Origin of the sequence: Streptomyces sp. NPDC058274 (genome assembly GCF_042881375.1) — a bacterium.
GTDB lineage: Bacteria > Actinomycetota > Actinomycetes > Streptomycetales > Streptomycetaceae > Streptomyces.
On sequence record NZ_JBHVXW010000001.1, the window covers coordinates 592181 to 606556 of the forward strand.

Sequence of the window (14376 nt, forward strand, 5' to 3'; positions counted from 1 at the left end):
GCGGCCGGAACCGAGAAGTGCGGTGGGCGCCGGACGGGCGCGCGGCCGGGACCGATGAGTTCCGCCGGTGTGCGAGGTCTGCCTTCCGCAGGGACCATGTCGTAACAGGAGGAGTTCCCATGTCCGCCACCCACCCGCAGACCGACCTCGACGAGCGCTACGGCGACGCCGGGGCGAGTCCGACCCCCTGGCCGCAGGCCCGGGAGCGGCTGGCCGCCGCCGAGCTCTTCTGGCTGTCGACGGTACGGCCCGACGGCCGGCCGCATGTGACCCCGCTGCTCGGCGTCTGGCAGGACGGCGCCCTGCACTTCACCACGGGCGCCGAGGAGCGGAAGGCGCTCAACCTCGCCGTGAATCCGCAGGTCGTCCTGACCACGGGCACCAACACCTGGGCCGAGGGCTACGACCTCGTCGTCGAGGGCGAGGCGGTGCGGGTGACCGACGACGCGCGGCTGCGCGGGCTCGCCCGGGCGTGGGAGGAGAAGTACGGCGCCGTGTGGCACTTCGACGTCCGGGACGACGGGGCGTTCGAGGCTGGCGGCGGGCCTTCTTTCGTGTACGCGGTGGCGCCGCGGACCGCGTTCGGCTTCGGTAAGGGGGATCCGTTCAGCCAGACGCGGTGGCGGTTCGCCTGACGTACGACCGACCGACGACTGAGGTACTGCTGACATACGACGAAGGGACGCATTCCGTGGAGATGACCCTCGAAGTGATCGTGCTGCCGGTCTCCGACGTGGACCGGGCCAAGGAGTTCTACCAGGACAAGGTCGGCTTCCACGTCGACCTGGACGGTGAGGTGATGCCGGGGGTGCGGATCGTGCAGCTGACGCCGCCCGGCTCCGGGTGTTCCATCGCTCTGGTCGACGGGCTGGAGATCCCGACGGGGACTCCGCGGCCGGGGACGTACCACGGCATGCAGCTGGTCGTCGCGGACGCCAAGGCGGCGTACGAGGAGCTGACGGCCCGCGGTCTGGACGTCAGCGAGCCGCAGGTGTTCTCGCCGCAGGACGGTGCCACGTTCATGTACTTCACGGACCCGGACGGCAACGGCTGGGCGATCCAGGAGTACCGGCAGCGGGACGCGAAACCGCTGCACCGGCTGCTGAGCGAACTGGCCGGCCAACAGCAGTAGTTCACCGGCTTTTCATCCCTCGGGTTGAGGGATGTCCGGTCCGGGAATGTTGGCGTGTGCATGCTCTGTCTGCACCCGTCCTCGTCCCCCCACCCCGGAGGTCCGCAGTGTCCGGCAGAAACGTGTACCGCCGCAGTCGTCCCCTGGTGGCGTCCGCCCTTGCCTTCGCCGCCGCCGCGGCCGGACTGTGGACCGGGTTCGGCGGCTCGTCCCCGGCGCGGGCCGCGGCCGCGGTCCCGACCCCGGACCACGTGGTCGTCGTGGTGTTCGAGAACCACGCGTACAGCCAGGTGATCGGCTCGTCCAGCGCCCCGTACATCAACTCGCTGAAGACCGGAGGCGCCAACCTCTCCCAGTCGTACGCCGAGACGCACCCGAGCCAGCCCAACTACTTCGCCCTGTTCTCCGGCTCCACCCAGGGGATCACGGACGACAGCTGCTACACGCCCGGCTTCTCCTCCGCCCCGAACCTCGCCTCCGAGCTGATCGCGGCCGGCAAGACGTGGGCGAGCTACAACGAGACGCTGCCCAGCCAGGGCTCCACCACGTGCAGCAGCGGCGACTACGCCCGCAAGCACAATCCGTGGTTCGGCTTCAGCAACGTACCGACGTCCAGCGCAAAGACCTTCACGCAGTTCCCCACGGACTACGCGACGCTCCCGCAGGTCTCCTTCGCCGTGCCGAACCTGTGCAGCGACATGCACGACTGCTCGGTGTCCACCGGTGACACCTGGCTGAAGAACAAGCTCGGTGATTACGCGAGTTGGGCCAAGACCCACAACAGTCTCCTCGTCGTCACCTTCGACGAGGACAACCGGCTCAGCGGCAACCGGATCCCGACGGTGCTGTACGGCCAGCAGGTGACCGCGGGCTCCTCGTCCACCACCACCTACAACCACTACGACCTGCTGCGCACCCTGGAGGACATGCACGGTCTGCCGCACGCGGGCAATGCCGCCTCCGCCAAGGACATCACCGGCATCTGGACGTCCTGACGTGTACGTGGCGGACAGCCGCGCCGGCTCCCCGGCGTCGGCGTCCGCGGACGGCGCCGCCCGGCCCCGAGCCGGGCGGCGCCGTGCCGCGGTCGCGCCGACGGTCCTGGCGCTCGGCACGGTCAGCCTGATCACCGACGTCTCCTCGGAGATGGTGACGGCGGTGCTGCCCCTGTACCTGGTGGCGGGCCTCGGCCTGTCGCCACTGGGCTTCGGGCTCCTCGACGGGATCTACAACGGGTTCTCGGCGCTGGTGCGGCTGGCCGGCGGCCACCTCGCCGACCGCGGGGGCGGCCGCCACAAGTGGGTCGCGGGCTTCGGCTACGGCCTGTCGGCGGCCTGCAAACCCCTGCTCCTGATGGCCCAGACCCTCACCCCCATCGGCCTGATCCTCGCCGCCGACCGCACCGGCAAGGGCCTGCGCACGGCCCCGCGCGACGCCCTGATCTCGCTGTCGAGCACGCCCGAGAGCCGGGGGCGCTCCTTCGGTGTGCACCGGGCCATGGACACGGCGGGCGCGCTCCTCGGCCCGCTGGTCGCGTTCCTGATCCTCCGGGCGACGGTGGACGGGTACGACGCGGTGTTCATGGTGAGCTTCTGCGTGGCGGCGGTGGGTGTCCTGGTGCTGGTGCTGTTCGTGCCGGGCGCGCGTGCGGGGGCGGTGACCGGTCCCCGGCGGCGCGAGGAGGGCGCCCCGGCCCTCCGTCCGGGTCGGGTTCCGGGTCCAGGTCCGGGTCCAGGTCCGGGTCCGGGTCCGGGTCCAGGTCCAGGTCCGGCTTCGGCTTCGGCTTCGGCTTCGGCTTCGGGCACGGCTCCGGCATCGGGCACGGCTCCGGCTCCGGTATCGGTATCGGCTTCGGCTTCGGCTTCGGCTTCGGCTTCGGCTTCGGCTTCGGCTTCGGACTGCCATAAGCCCCTCTCCCCCCGCGCCGCTCCCAGCCTCCGCGCGGCCCTTGCCCTGCTGCAGCAGCGCGACCTGCGCCGGATCACCGTCTGCGCCCTCCTTCTCGGCCTCGCGACGGTCAGTGACTCCTTCGTCTATCTGCTGCTCCAGCGCCGCCTCGGCGTGCCGGACCGCTGGTTCGCCCTGCTCCCCGTCGGCACGGCGGCCGCGTTCCTCCTCCTCGCCGTCCCGCTGGGGCGGCTCGCGGACCGGGCGGGCCGCCGGCGGGTGTTCCTCGCGGGCCACGGCGCCCTGCTCCTGGCGTACCTCCTGCTGCTCTCCTCCTGGCAGGGGAGCGCGCTGCCGTACGCGGTCCTGTTCCTGCACGGCGGCTTCTACGCGGCGACGGACGGCGTGCTGATGGCCGCCGCGTCGGACAACGTGCCGGAGGAACTGCGTTCGTCGGGGCTGGCCCTGGTGCAGACGGGGCAGGCGCTGGCCCGGTTCGTCTGCTCGCTGGGCTTCGGGGCGGCCTGGACGGCGTGGGGCGACCGTACGGCGCTGACCGCGTCGGCCGTGGCGCTGGCCGGCTGCGCACTGTTCGCACTCCGTCTCTGTCCGACCGCACCGCCCTCGGAGGGCACGGTATGACCCTGCGTACCCGCATCCTGGTCCTGATCGCGGCCCTCGTCGTCCTGGCCGGCGTCGCCACCGCCTCCGTGCTGCACGCCTCGGCCCGCGCCGACCGCCGCGACCGGGCCCAGCCGGGCGGCCCGACGATCACCGCGGGCCCGGTCGCGCTGACCGGTGACACCGGCCGCCTGGTGTTCCGGAACATGGCGTGGGGCCCGCACCGCGACGAGCTGACCTCGGTCCCGGCGTCGGATCCGTCGGGCCCGCGCACCGCGTCGAAGGTCAAGTGCCTGCGCTTCTACGCGGCTTCGGGCACCGGGGTCTGTCTCCAGGCGGTGCACGGCGCCGTCCAGGACACCTACCGTGCGGTGCTGCTGGATGCGCACCTGCGCGAGACGGCCCGCTACGACGTCCCCGGCATCCCGTCCCGCGCCCGCGTCTCCCCCAGCGGCCGGTACGCCGCCTGGACGGCGTTCGTGGGCGGCGACTCGTACGCGGGCACGAACTTCTCCACCCGCGCGGCCGTCGTCGACACCCGCACCGGGAAACTGACCTCTTCCCTTGAGGCGTTCCGCATCGTCAAGGACGGCAGGACGTACCGCGCGGCGGACGTGAACTTCTGGGGCGTCACGTTCGCGGACGACGACCGCACCTTCTACGCGACGCTGGCGACGAAGGGCTCGACCTATCTGGTCCGGGGCGACCTCCGGGCCCGCACGGTCACCACCGTCCGCTCGAACGTCGAATGCCCGTCGCTCTCCCCCGACGGCACACGCATCGCCTTCAAGAAGCGCGTCAAGGGCCTCTCCAAGGACGCCCCCTGGCGCCTCTACACCCTGGACCTGCGCACCCTGCGCGAGACCCCGCTCGCCGAGCCCCGCAGCGTCGACGACCAGGCCGTCTGGCGCGACGACCACACCCTGGTCTACGCCCTCCCCGGCGACTACGGAGCCGACCTCTACACGATCCCGTCCGACGGCACGGGAAAGCCGCGGCGCATCAGCACCGCGGCCGTGTCTCCCGCGTACGTGAACCAGCGAACCGGGGCTACAGCACCGGCAGGTTCTTCCGCAGCTCGAACGCCGTGACCTCGCTGCGGTACTCCTCCCACTCGCTCTTCTTGTTGCGCAGAAAGAAGTCGAAGACGTGCTCGCCGAGGGTCTCGGCGACCAGTTCGCTGCGCTCCATGAGGGTGAGGGCCTCGCCGAGGTTCTGCGGCAGGGGCTCGATGCCCATCGCGCGGCGCTCGGCGTCACGGAGGGCCCAGACGTCGTCGTCGGCGCCCGGCGGCAGCTCGTAGCCCTCTTCGATGCCCTTGAGGCCGGCGGCGAGGAGGAGGGCGTAGGCCAGGTACGGGTTCGCGCCCGAGTCGAGGGAGCGGACCTCCACGCGCGCGGAGCCGGTCTTGCCGGGCTTGTACATCGGGACGCGGACCAGGGCGGAGCGGTTGTTGTGGCCCCAGCAGATGTACGAGGGGGCCTCGCCGCCGGCGCCCGCGGTGCGCTCGGAGCCGCCCCAGATGCGCTTGTAGGAGTTGACCCACTGGTTGGTGACGGCCGAGATCTCCGCCGCGTGCTTCAGCAGGCCCGCGATGAAGGAGCGGCCGACCTTGGACAGCTGGTACTCCGAGCCGGACTCGTAGAACGCGTTGCGGTCGCCCTCGAAGAGGGAGAGGTGGGTGTGCATCCCGGAGCCCGGGTGCTCCGAGAACGGCTTCGGCATGAAGGTCGCCTGGACCCCCTGCTCCAGCGCCACCTGCTTCATGACCAGGCGGAACGTCATGATGTTGTCCGCCGTGGACAGTGCGTCCGCATACCGCAGATCAATTTCCTGCTGGCCGGGGGCGCCCTCGTGGTGCGAGAACTCGACCGAGATGCCCATCGACTCCAGCATGGTGATCGCCTGGCGGCGGAAGTCCATGCCGACGTTCTGCGGGGTGTGGTCGAAGTAGCCGGAGTTGTCGGCAGGGGTGGGCCGCGAGCCGTCCAGCGGGCGGTCCTTCAGCAGGAAGAACTCGATCTCCGGGTGGGTGTAGAAGGTGAAGCCCAGGTCCGAGGTCTTGGCGAGGGCGCGCTTGAGGACGTAGCGCGGGTCCGCGAAGGACGGGGAGCCGTCCGGCATGAGGATGTCGCAGAACATACGGGCGGTGCCGGGGGCCTCCGCGCGCCACGGCAGGACCTGGAAGGTCGACGGATCCGGCTTGGCGATCATGTCGGACTCGTACACCCGGGCGAAGCCCTCGATGGCCGAGCCGTCGAACCCGATGCCCTCGTCGAAGGCCTGTTCCAGCTCGGCCGGGGCCACGGCCACCGACTTGAGGAAGCCGAGTACGTCCGTGAACCACAGGCGAACGAACCGGATGTCCCGCTCCTCCAGTGTCCGGAGCACGAACTCCTGCTGCTTGTCCATCTTCCGCTTCCACCCATCCTTGCTGGTCAGGCCGCCTGCTCCCACGCCTCGGGGACGGTCGGGGCACCTGAGCATCCCACCACAACACCATTTCGTGCGCGTTGCGGACCATGATCGGCCGGACGGCCGCGGTCTGAACGCCTCACGTACGGCAGGTGTCCTGCTCTGCTGCCCATAGTGCCTGCTCACCCGGGCCCGGCGATACCGAGGAGCGGGGTCGACTCGGAGCCGGTGACGAGTCGTGCCCGGCCGGCTTCGGACATTCCTGTGACCTCACTGCATACCCCGCCCCCGTTCCCACTACGATCAGCGGACCCGACCGTCCCGCCCGTCCGACCTGATGAAGGACTCGCCATGGGTTCCGCCAAGAACACCAGCAATGCCTCGCGCAAGGCGCGCATAGAGGAGCTGCGCCGCGCCGAGCGTTCCCGCGAGCGCCGCAACCGGATCCTCATGATCACCGCGAGCGTGGTGGTCGTCGCGGGTCTGGTGGCCGGCGGGGCCTACGTCGTCACCTCGCAGTCCGGCAAGGACGACTCGGCGAGCGACTCGAAGGGCACGGCGGGCCACTTCGTCACGGGCAAGGACGGCGTGAAGACCTGGAAGGGCACGCTGGGCCGCACCCATGTCACCAAGACCGTGAAGTACCCGATGGAGCCCCCGGTCGGCGGTGACCACAACCAGGTCTGGATGAACTGCAACGGCGACGTCTACCCGAAGTCGGTCAACAACATGAACGCCGTGCACTCGCTGGAGCACGGCGCGGTCTGGGTGACGTACAACAGCAAGGCGTCGGACGCCGACGTCAAGGCGCTCGCGGCGAAGGTGAAGAAGACCCCCTACACGCTGATGAGCCCCGTCGCGGACCAGAAGGACCCGATCATGCTCAGCGCGTGGGGCAAGCAGCGCACGGTCAAGAGCGCGAGCGACCCGGACGTCGACGCCTTCTTCGCCTCGTACGTCCAGGGCAAGCAGACGCCGGAGCCCGGCGCCGCCTGCACCAACGGTCTGTCGCAGTGAGCCGGATGCGGCAGACGGGCTGGATCGCCGGGACGGCCGCGGCGGCGCTGGTCGCGGCCGGAGCGATCACGTACGCGGTCGCCGACGGCGGTGACTCGGGCACGCGCACGCCCACCGCCGACTCCGCGGACGCGGGCTTCGCGCGGGACATGTCGGTCCACCACCAGCAGGCCGTCGAGATGTCGTACATCGTGCGCGACCGCACGAAGGACGACGAGGTACGGCGGCTCGCATACGACATCGCGCAGACGCAGGCCAACCAGCGGGGCATGCTGCTGGGCTGGCTCGATCTGTGGGAGCTGCCGAAGGTGTCGGCGGACCCGCCGATGACGTGGATGGGCATGGGCGGCATGGCGTCCGGCAAGGACGGCGCGCTGATGCCGGGCATGGCGACCGACACCCAGCTGAAGAAGCTGAACACGCTCAGCGGCAAGCCGGCCGAAGTCCTCTATCTGCAGCTGATGACGGCTCACCACCAGGGCGGTATCCACATGGCCGAGGGCTGTGTCGAGAAGTGCACGGTCGGCGTGGAGCGCCGGCTCGCGCAGGGCATGGTGGACTCCCAGCAGTCGGAGATCGATCTGATGGCGGACCTGCTGAAGAAGCGGGGCGCGAAGGCGCTGGACTGACCCGTCCGGCCTCCGGCACATCCCGGGCCGGGAAATCCGGCGCACCCCCGGGCGACGAAAGGGAACCCTCGTACCGCAGACCGAGGGATATCCCTATGATCTGCGCGGGAATTGCCGCCATACCGGCCCAAAGGGCGGCCAATCAGACCCACTTGAGGTTTCCTTGGCCTTTTCATTCCCCTGGCATGAACGGTTCATCGCGAGAGTGACCCCAGCGTGATCCACTCCCCCGTGCCCGGACATCGCACGGGGGTCTACGCGGATCACGGACCGACCACTACATGCGAAGAATCGCATCGCAGGGGGTTCTATGAGATCCAACCGCGCCACCGCGCGCGCCGGAGTGAGCCTGGCAGCGACACTGCCGCTCCTCGCCGGCGCGCTGGCGCTCGGCATACCCGCGGCTCATGCCGCGGACGGCCCGGGCCGCGACACCCTCGCGGGCACCAAGCCCGCGTGGGCGACGGCCACGGCGGACAAGGGGGCCACGTCCGACAGCTCCCAGGTCTCCGCCCGGGTCTACCTCGCCGGCCGGGACGCCGCCGGTCTGGCCGCGTACGCCAAGGCCGTGTCCGACCCGGACTCTGCCTCGTACGGGAAGTACCTCAGCGCCAAGCAGACGCAGCAGCGTTTCGGCGCGACCAAGGCGCAGGTCGCCGAGGTCACCTCGTGGCTGAAGTCGGCGGGCCTGAAGGTCACCGGCACCACGCAGCACTACGTCTCCGTGACGGGTGATGTGGCCGCCGCCGAGAAGGCGTTCGGCACGCAGCTGCACAACTACACCAAGGGCAAGAAGACCTACCGGGCGCCGTCGAAGACGGCTTCCGCGCCGGCCGCCCTGGACGGTGCCGTCCTGACCGTCACCGGTCTGGACAGCGCCCCGCACAAGGCGTCGCACCAGGATCAACTGCCGCCGCCGGACGCGGTGTTCCGCAACTCCGGGCCGTTCTCCTCGTATTACGGCTCGAAGACCGCGACCTCCCTGCCGTCCGCGTACGGCAAGAAGATCCCGTACGCGGTCAAGGGATACACGGGCAAGCAGCTGCGCGCCGCCTACGGTGCGGGCAAGGGCACCGGCAAGGGGGTGCGGGTCGCCATCACCGACGCGTACGCCTCGCCGACCATCGCCTACGACGCGGCCACCTACGCGAAGAAGCACGGTGACGCGAAGTACAGCAGCAGCCAGCTGCGTCAGGTGCTGCCCGCCGAGTACACGAAGACCGAGGAGTGCGGGGCCGCCGGCTGGTACGGCGAGGAGACCCTCGACGTCGAGGCCGTGCACGCGGTCGCGCCCGCGGCGAACATCACGTACGTGGGTGCCGCCTCCTGCTACGACGACGATTTCCTCGACACGCTCGGCAAGATCGTCGACGGGCACCTCGCCGACATCGTCTCCAACTCGTGGGGCGACATCGAGGCCAACGAGACGCCGGACATCGCGGCGGCCTACGACCAGATCTTCCAGTTCGGCGCGGTCGAGGGCATCGGCTTCTACTTCTCCTCCGGCGACAACGGCGACGAGGTCGCCAACACCGGTACGAAGCAGGTCGACACCCCGGCCAACTCGGCCTGGGTGACGGCGGTCGGCGGTACCTCGCTGGCGGTCGGCAAGAACGACAAGTACCAGTTCGAGACCGGCTGGGGCACCGAGAAGGCCTCGCTGTCCGCGGACGGCAAGAGCTGGACCAACTTCCCGGGCGCCTACACCTCGGGCGCGGGCGGCGGCACCAGCAAGACCGTGGCGGAGCCCTTCTACCAGAAGGGTGTCGTCCCGGACGCGCTCGCCACGGCCAACAGCGCCGCCGGCAACCGTGTCGTCCCGGACATCGCGGCGATCGCTGACCCCAACACCGGTTTCAAGGTCGGCCAGACGCAGACCTTCCCGGACGGGTCGCAGAAGTACGACGAGTACCGGATCGGTGGCACCTCGCTCGCCGCGCCGGTGATCGCGGGCGTCCAGGCCCTGGCCCAGGAAGCGCGCGGGGGCAAGCCGATCGGCTTCGCCAACCCGTCGATCTACGCGAAGTACGGCTCGAAGGTGTACCACGACGTGACGGACACCCCCACGGGCTCCGAACTCGCCGTGGCGCGCGTTGACTTCGCCAACGGCATCGACGCGACCGGCGGTCTGCTGACCTCCGTCCGCAGCCTCGGCAAGGACAGCTCGCTCAAGGCCGTGAAGGGCTACGACGACGTCACCGGAGTGGGCTCGCCCGCCGCCGGTTACATCTCCTCGTACCGCCGCCACTGACGGTCACGCATCACCCGCTTCATCACCGCGCCCGCCCTTCGTCGAGGGGCGGGCGCAGGTGTGTTCCGGCCGCGTCTTCGGCTCCGATGTCTCCTGTGTCTCCCGCGTCTCCCGTGGCGCCGGTGGAGAGCAGCGCGTCCGCGACGTCCTGGGGGCGGTCGAGCATCAGGAGGTGTCCGGAGGGCGCGACCACACGGAAGGCCCCGCCCAGGTACGCGGCCAGCGCCCGCTGCCGCCCCAGCCAGCGCGGGGAGCCGGCCGCGAGGACGGTGACCGGGACGTCCGGCAGGGGGAAGTCCCCGCGCAGCGCGGCCAGTTCGACGGCCTCGTCGGTGTAGGTGGCGTTCTCGGCGAGGACGGCACGCAGCGAACGGCTCGTGCGGTAGGTGCGGCGCACCAGGGCGTACGGGGCCGGGTCGCCGGGGGTACGGCGGGGGCGGTCGCGGTTCTTCGGGGGCCGGTGGGTGGGGTCGGGGCGGTCGCCGTCGGCAGGGGCCCGGTGGGTGAGGTCGGGGCGGTCGCGGTCCTCCGGGGGCCGGTGCGCGGGGGCGGGCGGGGTGCGGCCGGCTCGTACGGCGGCGCGGCGCAGGAGAGGGCCGAGGGCGCGCGGGATGCCCGCCGCGCTCAGGACCGTGCCGCACGCACGCGTGGCGGCGTTCCGCGCTGTCCGTGCCCTACGGGGACGCGGTTCCTCCTCCACGCTGGAGTCGAGGAGGACGAGCCCGGCCGTGCGGGCGGGGAAGAGCCGCGCGAAGGCCTCGGCGTGGAAGCCCGCCAGCGAGTGTCCCGCCACGGTCACCGGGCCGTCGATGCCGAGCGCGTCCAGGACGTGCGCGATGCGCCGCGCCTCCCCGTCCAGCGTCGGCCACGCGCGCGTGGGCCCGCTGAGCCCGAGCCCGGGCCGGTCGAAGCGCACGACCGTGCGGTGCGGGGCGAGCAGCGGCACGACGAGGTCCCAGTCGAACCAGCACATCCCGAGGCCGGGGCTCAGGACACAGACGGGCCCGCTGCCGTCCACGCGCACGTGGTGGGACACGCCGTCGACGCGGACGAACGTCATCGCCGCACCTGTGCGGTGAGGACGCCGGGCCGGCCCGTCGCCCGTGCTCCGGCCCGGGCGACCGAGACCGCCAGCACCCCCAGCCATACGGCGATCAGCCCCACCTGAAGGCGCTGGGCGATGCCGAGGGACCAGTCGCCGTGCGCTTCTTCCAGTACGGCGACGGCCGCCAGGGTCCAGACCGTGGCGGCCAGTTCGAGGAGGACCAGGGCGGGGCCGAGGCGGGCCAGGAGCGATCCGGGTGCGGCTCGGCGGGCCGTGTGCGTGAGGGTCAGCATGGCGAGCAGTACTCCGCAGACGGCGAGCGCGCTGCTGGTCGCGTGCGCCGTGTGGGTCACCGGGACCAGGCCCGCATGCTCACGTTCCGCGCAGCCGGCGTCGACGGTCGGCGCGCAGCTCAGCGGCAGTCGCGAGTCCACCGCGGTGGCCGTCCCGAACAGCACGAGCGCGCTCCAGCCCGCGGTCCCCCACCGGCCCCGGGACGGCAGCCGCAGCAACGCCCAGAGGCCGCCGGCCCACAACAGCACCCCGGCCACCAGATCGGTCGTGCGGAACAGCAGGCCGTACGGCTGGTTCTGCGCGGCCAGTTCGCTGACATACGTACGTGCCGGTGCGAGGCGGGTGGCGAGCACCGCCTCCAGGACCCACGCGGTGTACGTGAGTATCCCGAGGGCGACCAGCAGGGCGACGGCGCGGCAGTCACGGGGAATGCGGGGCGGCGTCGTCATGGGCTCCATGATCGGCGCGGGGGCCACCGCCCGCACGTCGCCGATACCCGGTGGGGGTAAGGTGCGGGGATGACGACGAGCGGCCGGCCACGCGACGCGCTGCACGCGCGCGTGCCGTACGGGCGGCTGCTGCTGTTCGCCGCGCTGCTCCTCGGGATCGTGACGATGCACACCCTGGGGCATCCGTCCGGGCACGACCAGGACGGCGGTCGGGGGGCGGCCGCTGTCTCGTACACCGCCGACACCGCGCACGCCGCGGGAATGGCACCGGGGGCGGGACACCACGTCGAGCACCCGACTTCGAGCACGGGCCGCCAGGTCGAGCACCCGACTTCCGGGGCGGGGCATCGGGCGGAGCACCCGACTTCGGGCGCGGGCGGCCAGGTCGAGCACCTGACCTCGGGCACAGGCCGCCAGGTCGAGCACCTGACCTCGGGCACGGGCCGCCAGGTCGAGCACCTGACTTCCGGCGCGGGGCATCAGGCCGAGCGGGGTGCCTCAGCCGCCGGGGACCCGGCCGGCCCGCCGGCTTCGGGGGCGGCGGCGCATCGGACCGGGCCCATGGACGGCGCAGAGACCGTGGCTCCCGGGATGCCGCCGATGCGGGGCATGGACCCGCTGGCCGTCTGTCTGGCCGTGCTCGGGGGCTTCACCCTGCTCCTGCTGCTCGCGGTGGCGTGGAGCGGCCCGTGGACGGACGCCGTACATCCACCGGTGCTCGCGCGGCCCCTGCGCACGCTGCGGCCCGAGCCTCCCCCGCCGCGAACTCTCCTTGCCCGTCTGTCGGTGCTGCGCATCTAGGCCTGCGCACCGACTGCTTCGGGCCGCTCGCGCGGGGGTGGGAACCTCCGGGCGTCGAGCGGTGTACCAGAAGCAGCGGACGCGCCAGTTGCTCGTACACACACCAATCGACGAGGTGTCACCAGTCATGCGCAATTCCACGCGCCGCACCGTGCTCGGTGCATCGATCGCCGTCGCCGGGACGGGAATTCTGGCCGCCTGCTCGGGTTCCGGCCACACGGGTCATGGAGGAAGCGGAGGAGAGGAAGGGAGCGGCTCCGGCGGCGTTCCGAAGGGGTATGTCGACCCGGCCGGCCCGGAAGTCGCCGCCGCCGAGAAGCGACGCGGCGCCGGCCCGGTCCGCGCGGTGCGGCTCACCGCCGCCGCGACCTCCCTCGACCTCGGCGGTCGTACGGTCAAATCCTGGGCGTACGGCGGCGAGCTGCCCGGCAAGGAGGTCCGCGTCACGGCCGGCGACACCCTGGCGCTCACGCTCGCCAACCACCTCCCGCAGCCCACGTCCCTGCACTGGCACGGCCTCGCGCTGCGCAACGACATGGACGGGGTGCCGGACCTCACCCAGCGTGCCGTCCAGCCCGGTGCCGACTTCACCTACCGCTTCGCGGTCCCGCATCCGGGAACGTACTGGTTCCATCCCCACTCCGGCACCCAGCAGGACCGCGGGCTCTACGCACCGCTGATCGTGGAGGATCCCAGGGAGCCCCTGTCGTACGACAAGGAGTGGGTGGTCGTCCTCGACGACTGGGTCGACGGGGTGGACGGGTCCACGCCGGACGCCGTGCTCAAGGAGCTGCGCGGCGGCATGGGCGGAGGCATGGACATGGGCGACAGCGGGGGCAGCGGTGCGGGCGGTGGAGACGGCGGCCACTCGGGGCACGACATGTCCTCCATGTCACTGCGGGGACAGGAGTCACCCCCGCCCGGCCCCTCCCGGATGCTGATGGGTTCCAGCAGCGACCTGCTGGGCGGCGACGCGGGCGATGTCGCCTACCCGTACTACCTGGTCAACGGGCGTACGGCGACGGATCCTTCGGTCTTCCGCGCGCGCCCCGGGGACCGGATCCGGATCCGGTTCGTGAACGCGGGCGGTGACACGGCCTTCCGGGTCGCCCTCGGCGGGCACGAGATGACGGTGACGCACACGGACGGTTTCCCCGTCCGGCACGCGACCACGGACACCCTGCTGCTCGGCATGGGCGAGCGGTACGACGTACTGGTCACGGCCAAGGACGGCGTCTTCCCGCTGACCGCGCTGGCCGAGGGCAAGAAGGCGTCGGCGCTCGCGCTGCTGCGGACCGGCGGCGGATCGGCGCCCTCCGCCGGCGTACGGCCCAAGGAGCTCGACGGGCGGCTGCTGACGGCCGACAAGCTGACGGCGGACAAGTCGGTGGCGCTCCCCGGGAAGAAGCCGGACCGCACGGTGGCCTTGCAGCTCACCGGCGGGATGGAGAAGTACGACTGGGCCTTCGACAAGAAGCCCTACCGCGCGGATCAGCGCCATCCCGTGCGCGCCGGGGAGCGGGTGCGGCTGGTGTTCGCCAACTCCACGAGCATGTGGCATCCCGTTCATCTGCACGGGCACACCTTCGCCCTGGCGAACGTGGCGGGCGGCCCGCGCAAGGACACCGCGCTCGTGCTGCCGAACGGGACGCTGACGGTGGATTTCGACGCGGACAATCCAGGACTGTGGATGATCCACTGCCACAACGTGTACCACGCGGAGGCGGGGATGATGACGGTGCTCGGGTATCGGAGCTGAGCGCGTGAGGGCGTCGGTGGGGTCGGAAGAAGCGGCCCGCTCAGGCCCGTGAGGGACCGTGCGGGTGGGTGGGGCG

General features: G+C 71.4%; 13 protein-coding genes. 10 read left to right on the plus strand and 3 right to left on the minus strand.

From position 1 onward, the window contains the following. Positions 1–119: 119 nt before the first annotated feature. The 5 genes from ACFVYF_RS02655 (at position 120) to ACFVYF_RS02675 (ending at position 4731) form a co-directional block, all read left to right on the plus strand. Complete coding sequence (locus ACFVYF_RS02655) at positions 120–635, plus strand: pyridoxamine 5'-phosphate oxidase family protein (protein ID WP_389449640.1); 516 nt, start codon at positions 120–122, stop codon at positions 633–635. A 56-nt stretch (positions 636–691) separates the two neighbouring features. Then, positions 692–1132, plus strand: a complete 441-nt coding sequence (locus tag ACFVYF_RS02660; protein ID WP_389449643.1) for a VOC family protein — start codon at positions 692–694, stop codon at positions 1130–1132. Between the two features lie 107 nt (positions 1133–1239). After that, positions 1240–2127, plus strand: coding sequence for an alkaline phosphatase family protein (locus ACFVYF_RS02665; RefSeq protein WP_389449646.1), 888 nt, complete (start codon positions 1240–1242; stop codon positions 2125–2127). Between the two features lies 1 nt (position 2128). Then, entirely contained in the window at positions 2129–3661 is a 1533-nt protein-coding gene (locus tag ACFVYF_RS02670) for an MFS transporter (protein ID WP_389449649.1), read from the plus strand. Continuing rightward, positions 3658–4731: a TolB family protein gene (locus tag ACFVYF_RS02675; protein WP_389449652.1), complete on the plus strand. Its 1074-nt coding sequence runs from the start codon at positions 3658–3660 to the stop codon at positions 4729–4731. The genes ACFVYF_RS02670 and ACFVYF_RS02675 overlap by 4 nt, the downstream gene beginning before the upstream one ends. Here the strand turns inward: ACFVYF_RS02675 and glnA are convergent. Then, positions 4691–6052, minus strand: a complete 1362-nt coding sequence (gene glnA, locus ACFVYF_RS02680; RefSeq protein WP_383287156.1) for a type I glutamate--ammonia ligase — start codon at positions 6050–6052, stop codon at positions 4691–4693. The two genes, ACFVYF_RS02675 and glnA, sit on opposite strands and share 41 nt — an antisense overlap. A gap of 354 nt (positions 6053–6406) precedes the next feature. Here glnA and ACFVYF_RS02685 point away from each other — a divergent pair, with 354 nt between their 5' ends. The 3 genes from ACFVYF_RS02685 to ACFVYF_RS02695 all read left to right on the plus strand — a co-directional run bounded on the left by ACFVYF_RS02685 (position 6407) and on the right by ACFVYF_RS02695 (position 9952). Further along, entirely contained in the window at positions 6407–7072 is a 666-nt protein-coding gene (locus ACFVYF_RS02685) for a DUF3105 domain-containing protein (RefSeq protein WP_389449655.1), read from the plus strand. Between the two features lie 5 nt (positions 7073–7077). Continuing rightward, entirely contained in the window at positions 7078–7701 is a 624-nt protein-coding gene (locus ACFVYF_RS02690) for a DUF305 domain-containing protein (protein WP_389449658.1), read from the plus strand. A 310-nt stretch (positions 7702–8011) separates the two neighbouring features. Next, on the plus strand, positions 8012–9952 hold the full coding sequence (locus ACFVYF_RS02695) for a protease pro-enzyme activation domain-containing protein (RefSeq protein ID WP_389449661.1): 1941 nt from the start codon (positions 8012–8014) through the stop codon (positions 9950–9952). A 22-nt stretch (positions 9953–9974) separates the two neighbouring features. Here the strand turns inward: ACFVYF_RS02695 and ACFVYF_RS02700 are convergent, their stop codons facing one another. Both ACFVYF_RS02700 and ACFVYF_RS02705 read right to left on the minus strand, forming a co-directional pair. Continuing rightward, positions 9975–11012 carry an alpha/beta fold hydrolase gene (locus ACFVYF_RS02700; protein ID WP_389449664.1) on the minus strand — a complete coding sequence of 346 codons (1038 nt, stop codon included), beginning with the start codon at positions 11010–11012 and terminating at the stop codon, positions 9975–9977. After that, on the minus strand, positions 11009–11740 hold the full coding sequence (locus tag ACFVYF_RS02705; protein WP_389449667.1) for a DUF998 domain-containing protein: 732 nt from the start codon (positions 11738–11740) through the stop codon (positions 11009–11011). Before ACFVYF_RS02705 ends, ACFVYF_RS02700 begins: the two co-directional genes overlap by 4 nt. 69 nt (positions 11741–11809) lie before the next feature. Here ACFVYF_RS02705 and ACFVYF_RS02710 point away from each other — a divergent pair, with 69 nt between their 5' ends. After that, positions 11810–12541 carry a hypothetical protein gene (locus tag ACFVYF_RS02710; protein ID WP_389449669.1) on the plus strand — a complete coding sequence of 244 codons (732 nt, stop codon included), beginning with the start codon at positions 11810–11812 and terminating at the stop codon, positions 12539–12541. 127 nt (positions 12542–12668) lie between these two features. Beyond that, positions 12669–14300, plus strand: a complete 1632-nt coding sequence (locus ACFVYF_RS02715; RefSeq protein ID WP_389449672.1) for a multicopper oxidase family protein — start codon at positions 12669–12671, stop codon at positions 14298–14300. The last annotated feature ends 76 nt before the right edge of the window (positions 14301–14376 follow it).

Bases quoted from the DNA above. Each gene is read 5' to 3' on its own strand.
- ACFVYF_RS02655 (WP_389449640.1), top strand. From the start codon at position 120: ATGTCCGCCACCCACCCGCAGACCGACCTCGACGAGCGCTACGGCGAC.
- ACFVYF_RS02675 (WP_389449652.1), top strand. From the start codon at position 3,658: ATGACCCTGCGTACCCGCATCCTGGTCCTGATCGCGGCCCTCGTCGTC.
- glnA (WP_383287156.1), bottom strand. From the start codon at position 6,052: ATGGACAAGCAGCAGGAGTTCGTGCTCCGGACACTGGAGGAGCGGGAC.
- ACFVYF_RS02685 (WP_389449655.1), top strand. From the start codon at position 6,407: ATGGGTTCCGCCAAGAACACCAGCAATGCCTCGCGCAAGGCGCGCATA.
- ACFVYF_RS02690 (WP_389449658.1), top strand. From the start codon at position 7,078: ATGCGGCAGACGGGCTGGATCGCCGGGACGGCCGCGGCGGCGCTGGTC.
- ACFVYF_RS02695 (WP_389449661.1), top strand. From the start codon at position 8,012: ATGAGATCCAACCGCGCCACCGCGCGCGCCGGAGTGAGCCTGGCAGCG.
- ACFVYF_RS02700 (WP_389449664.1), bottom strand. From the start codon at position 11,012: ATGACGTTCGTCCGCGTCGACGGCGTGTCCCACCACGTGCGCGTGGAC.
- ACFVYF_RS02705 (WP_389449667.1), bottom strand. From the start codon at position 11,740: ATGACGACGCCGCCCCGCATTCCCCGTGACTGCCGCGCCGTCGCCCTG.
- ACFVYF_RS02710 (WP_389449669.1), top strand. From the start codon at position 11,810: ATGACGACGAGCGGCCGGCCACGCGACGCGCTGCACGCGCGCGTGCCG.
- ACFVYF_RS02715 (WP_389449672.1), top strand. From the start codon at position 12,669: ATGCGCAATTCCACGCGCCGCACCGTGCTCGGTGCATCGATCGCCGTC.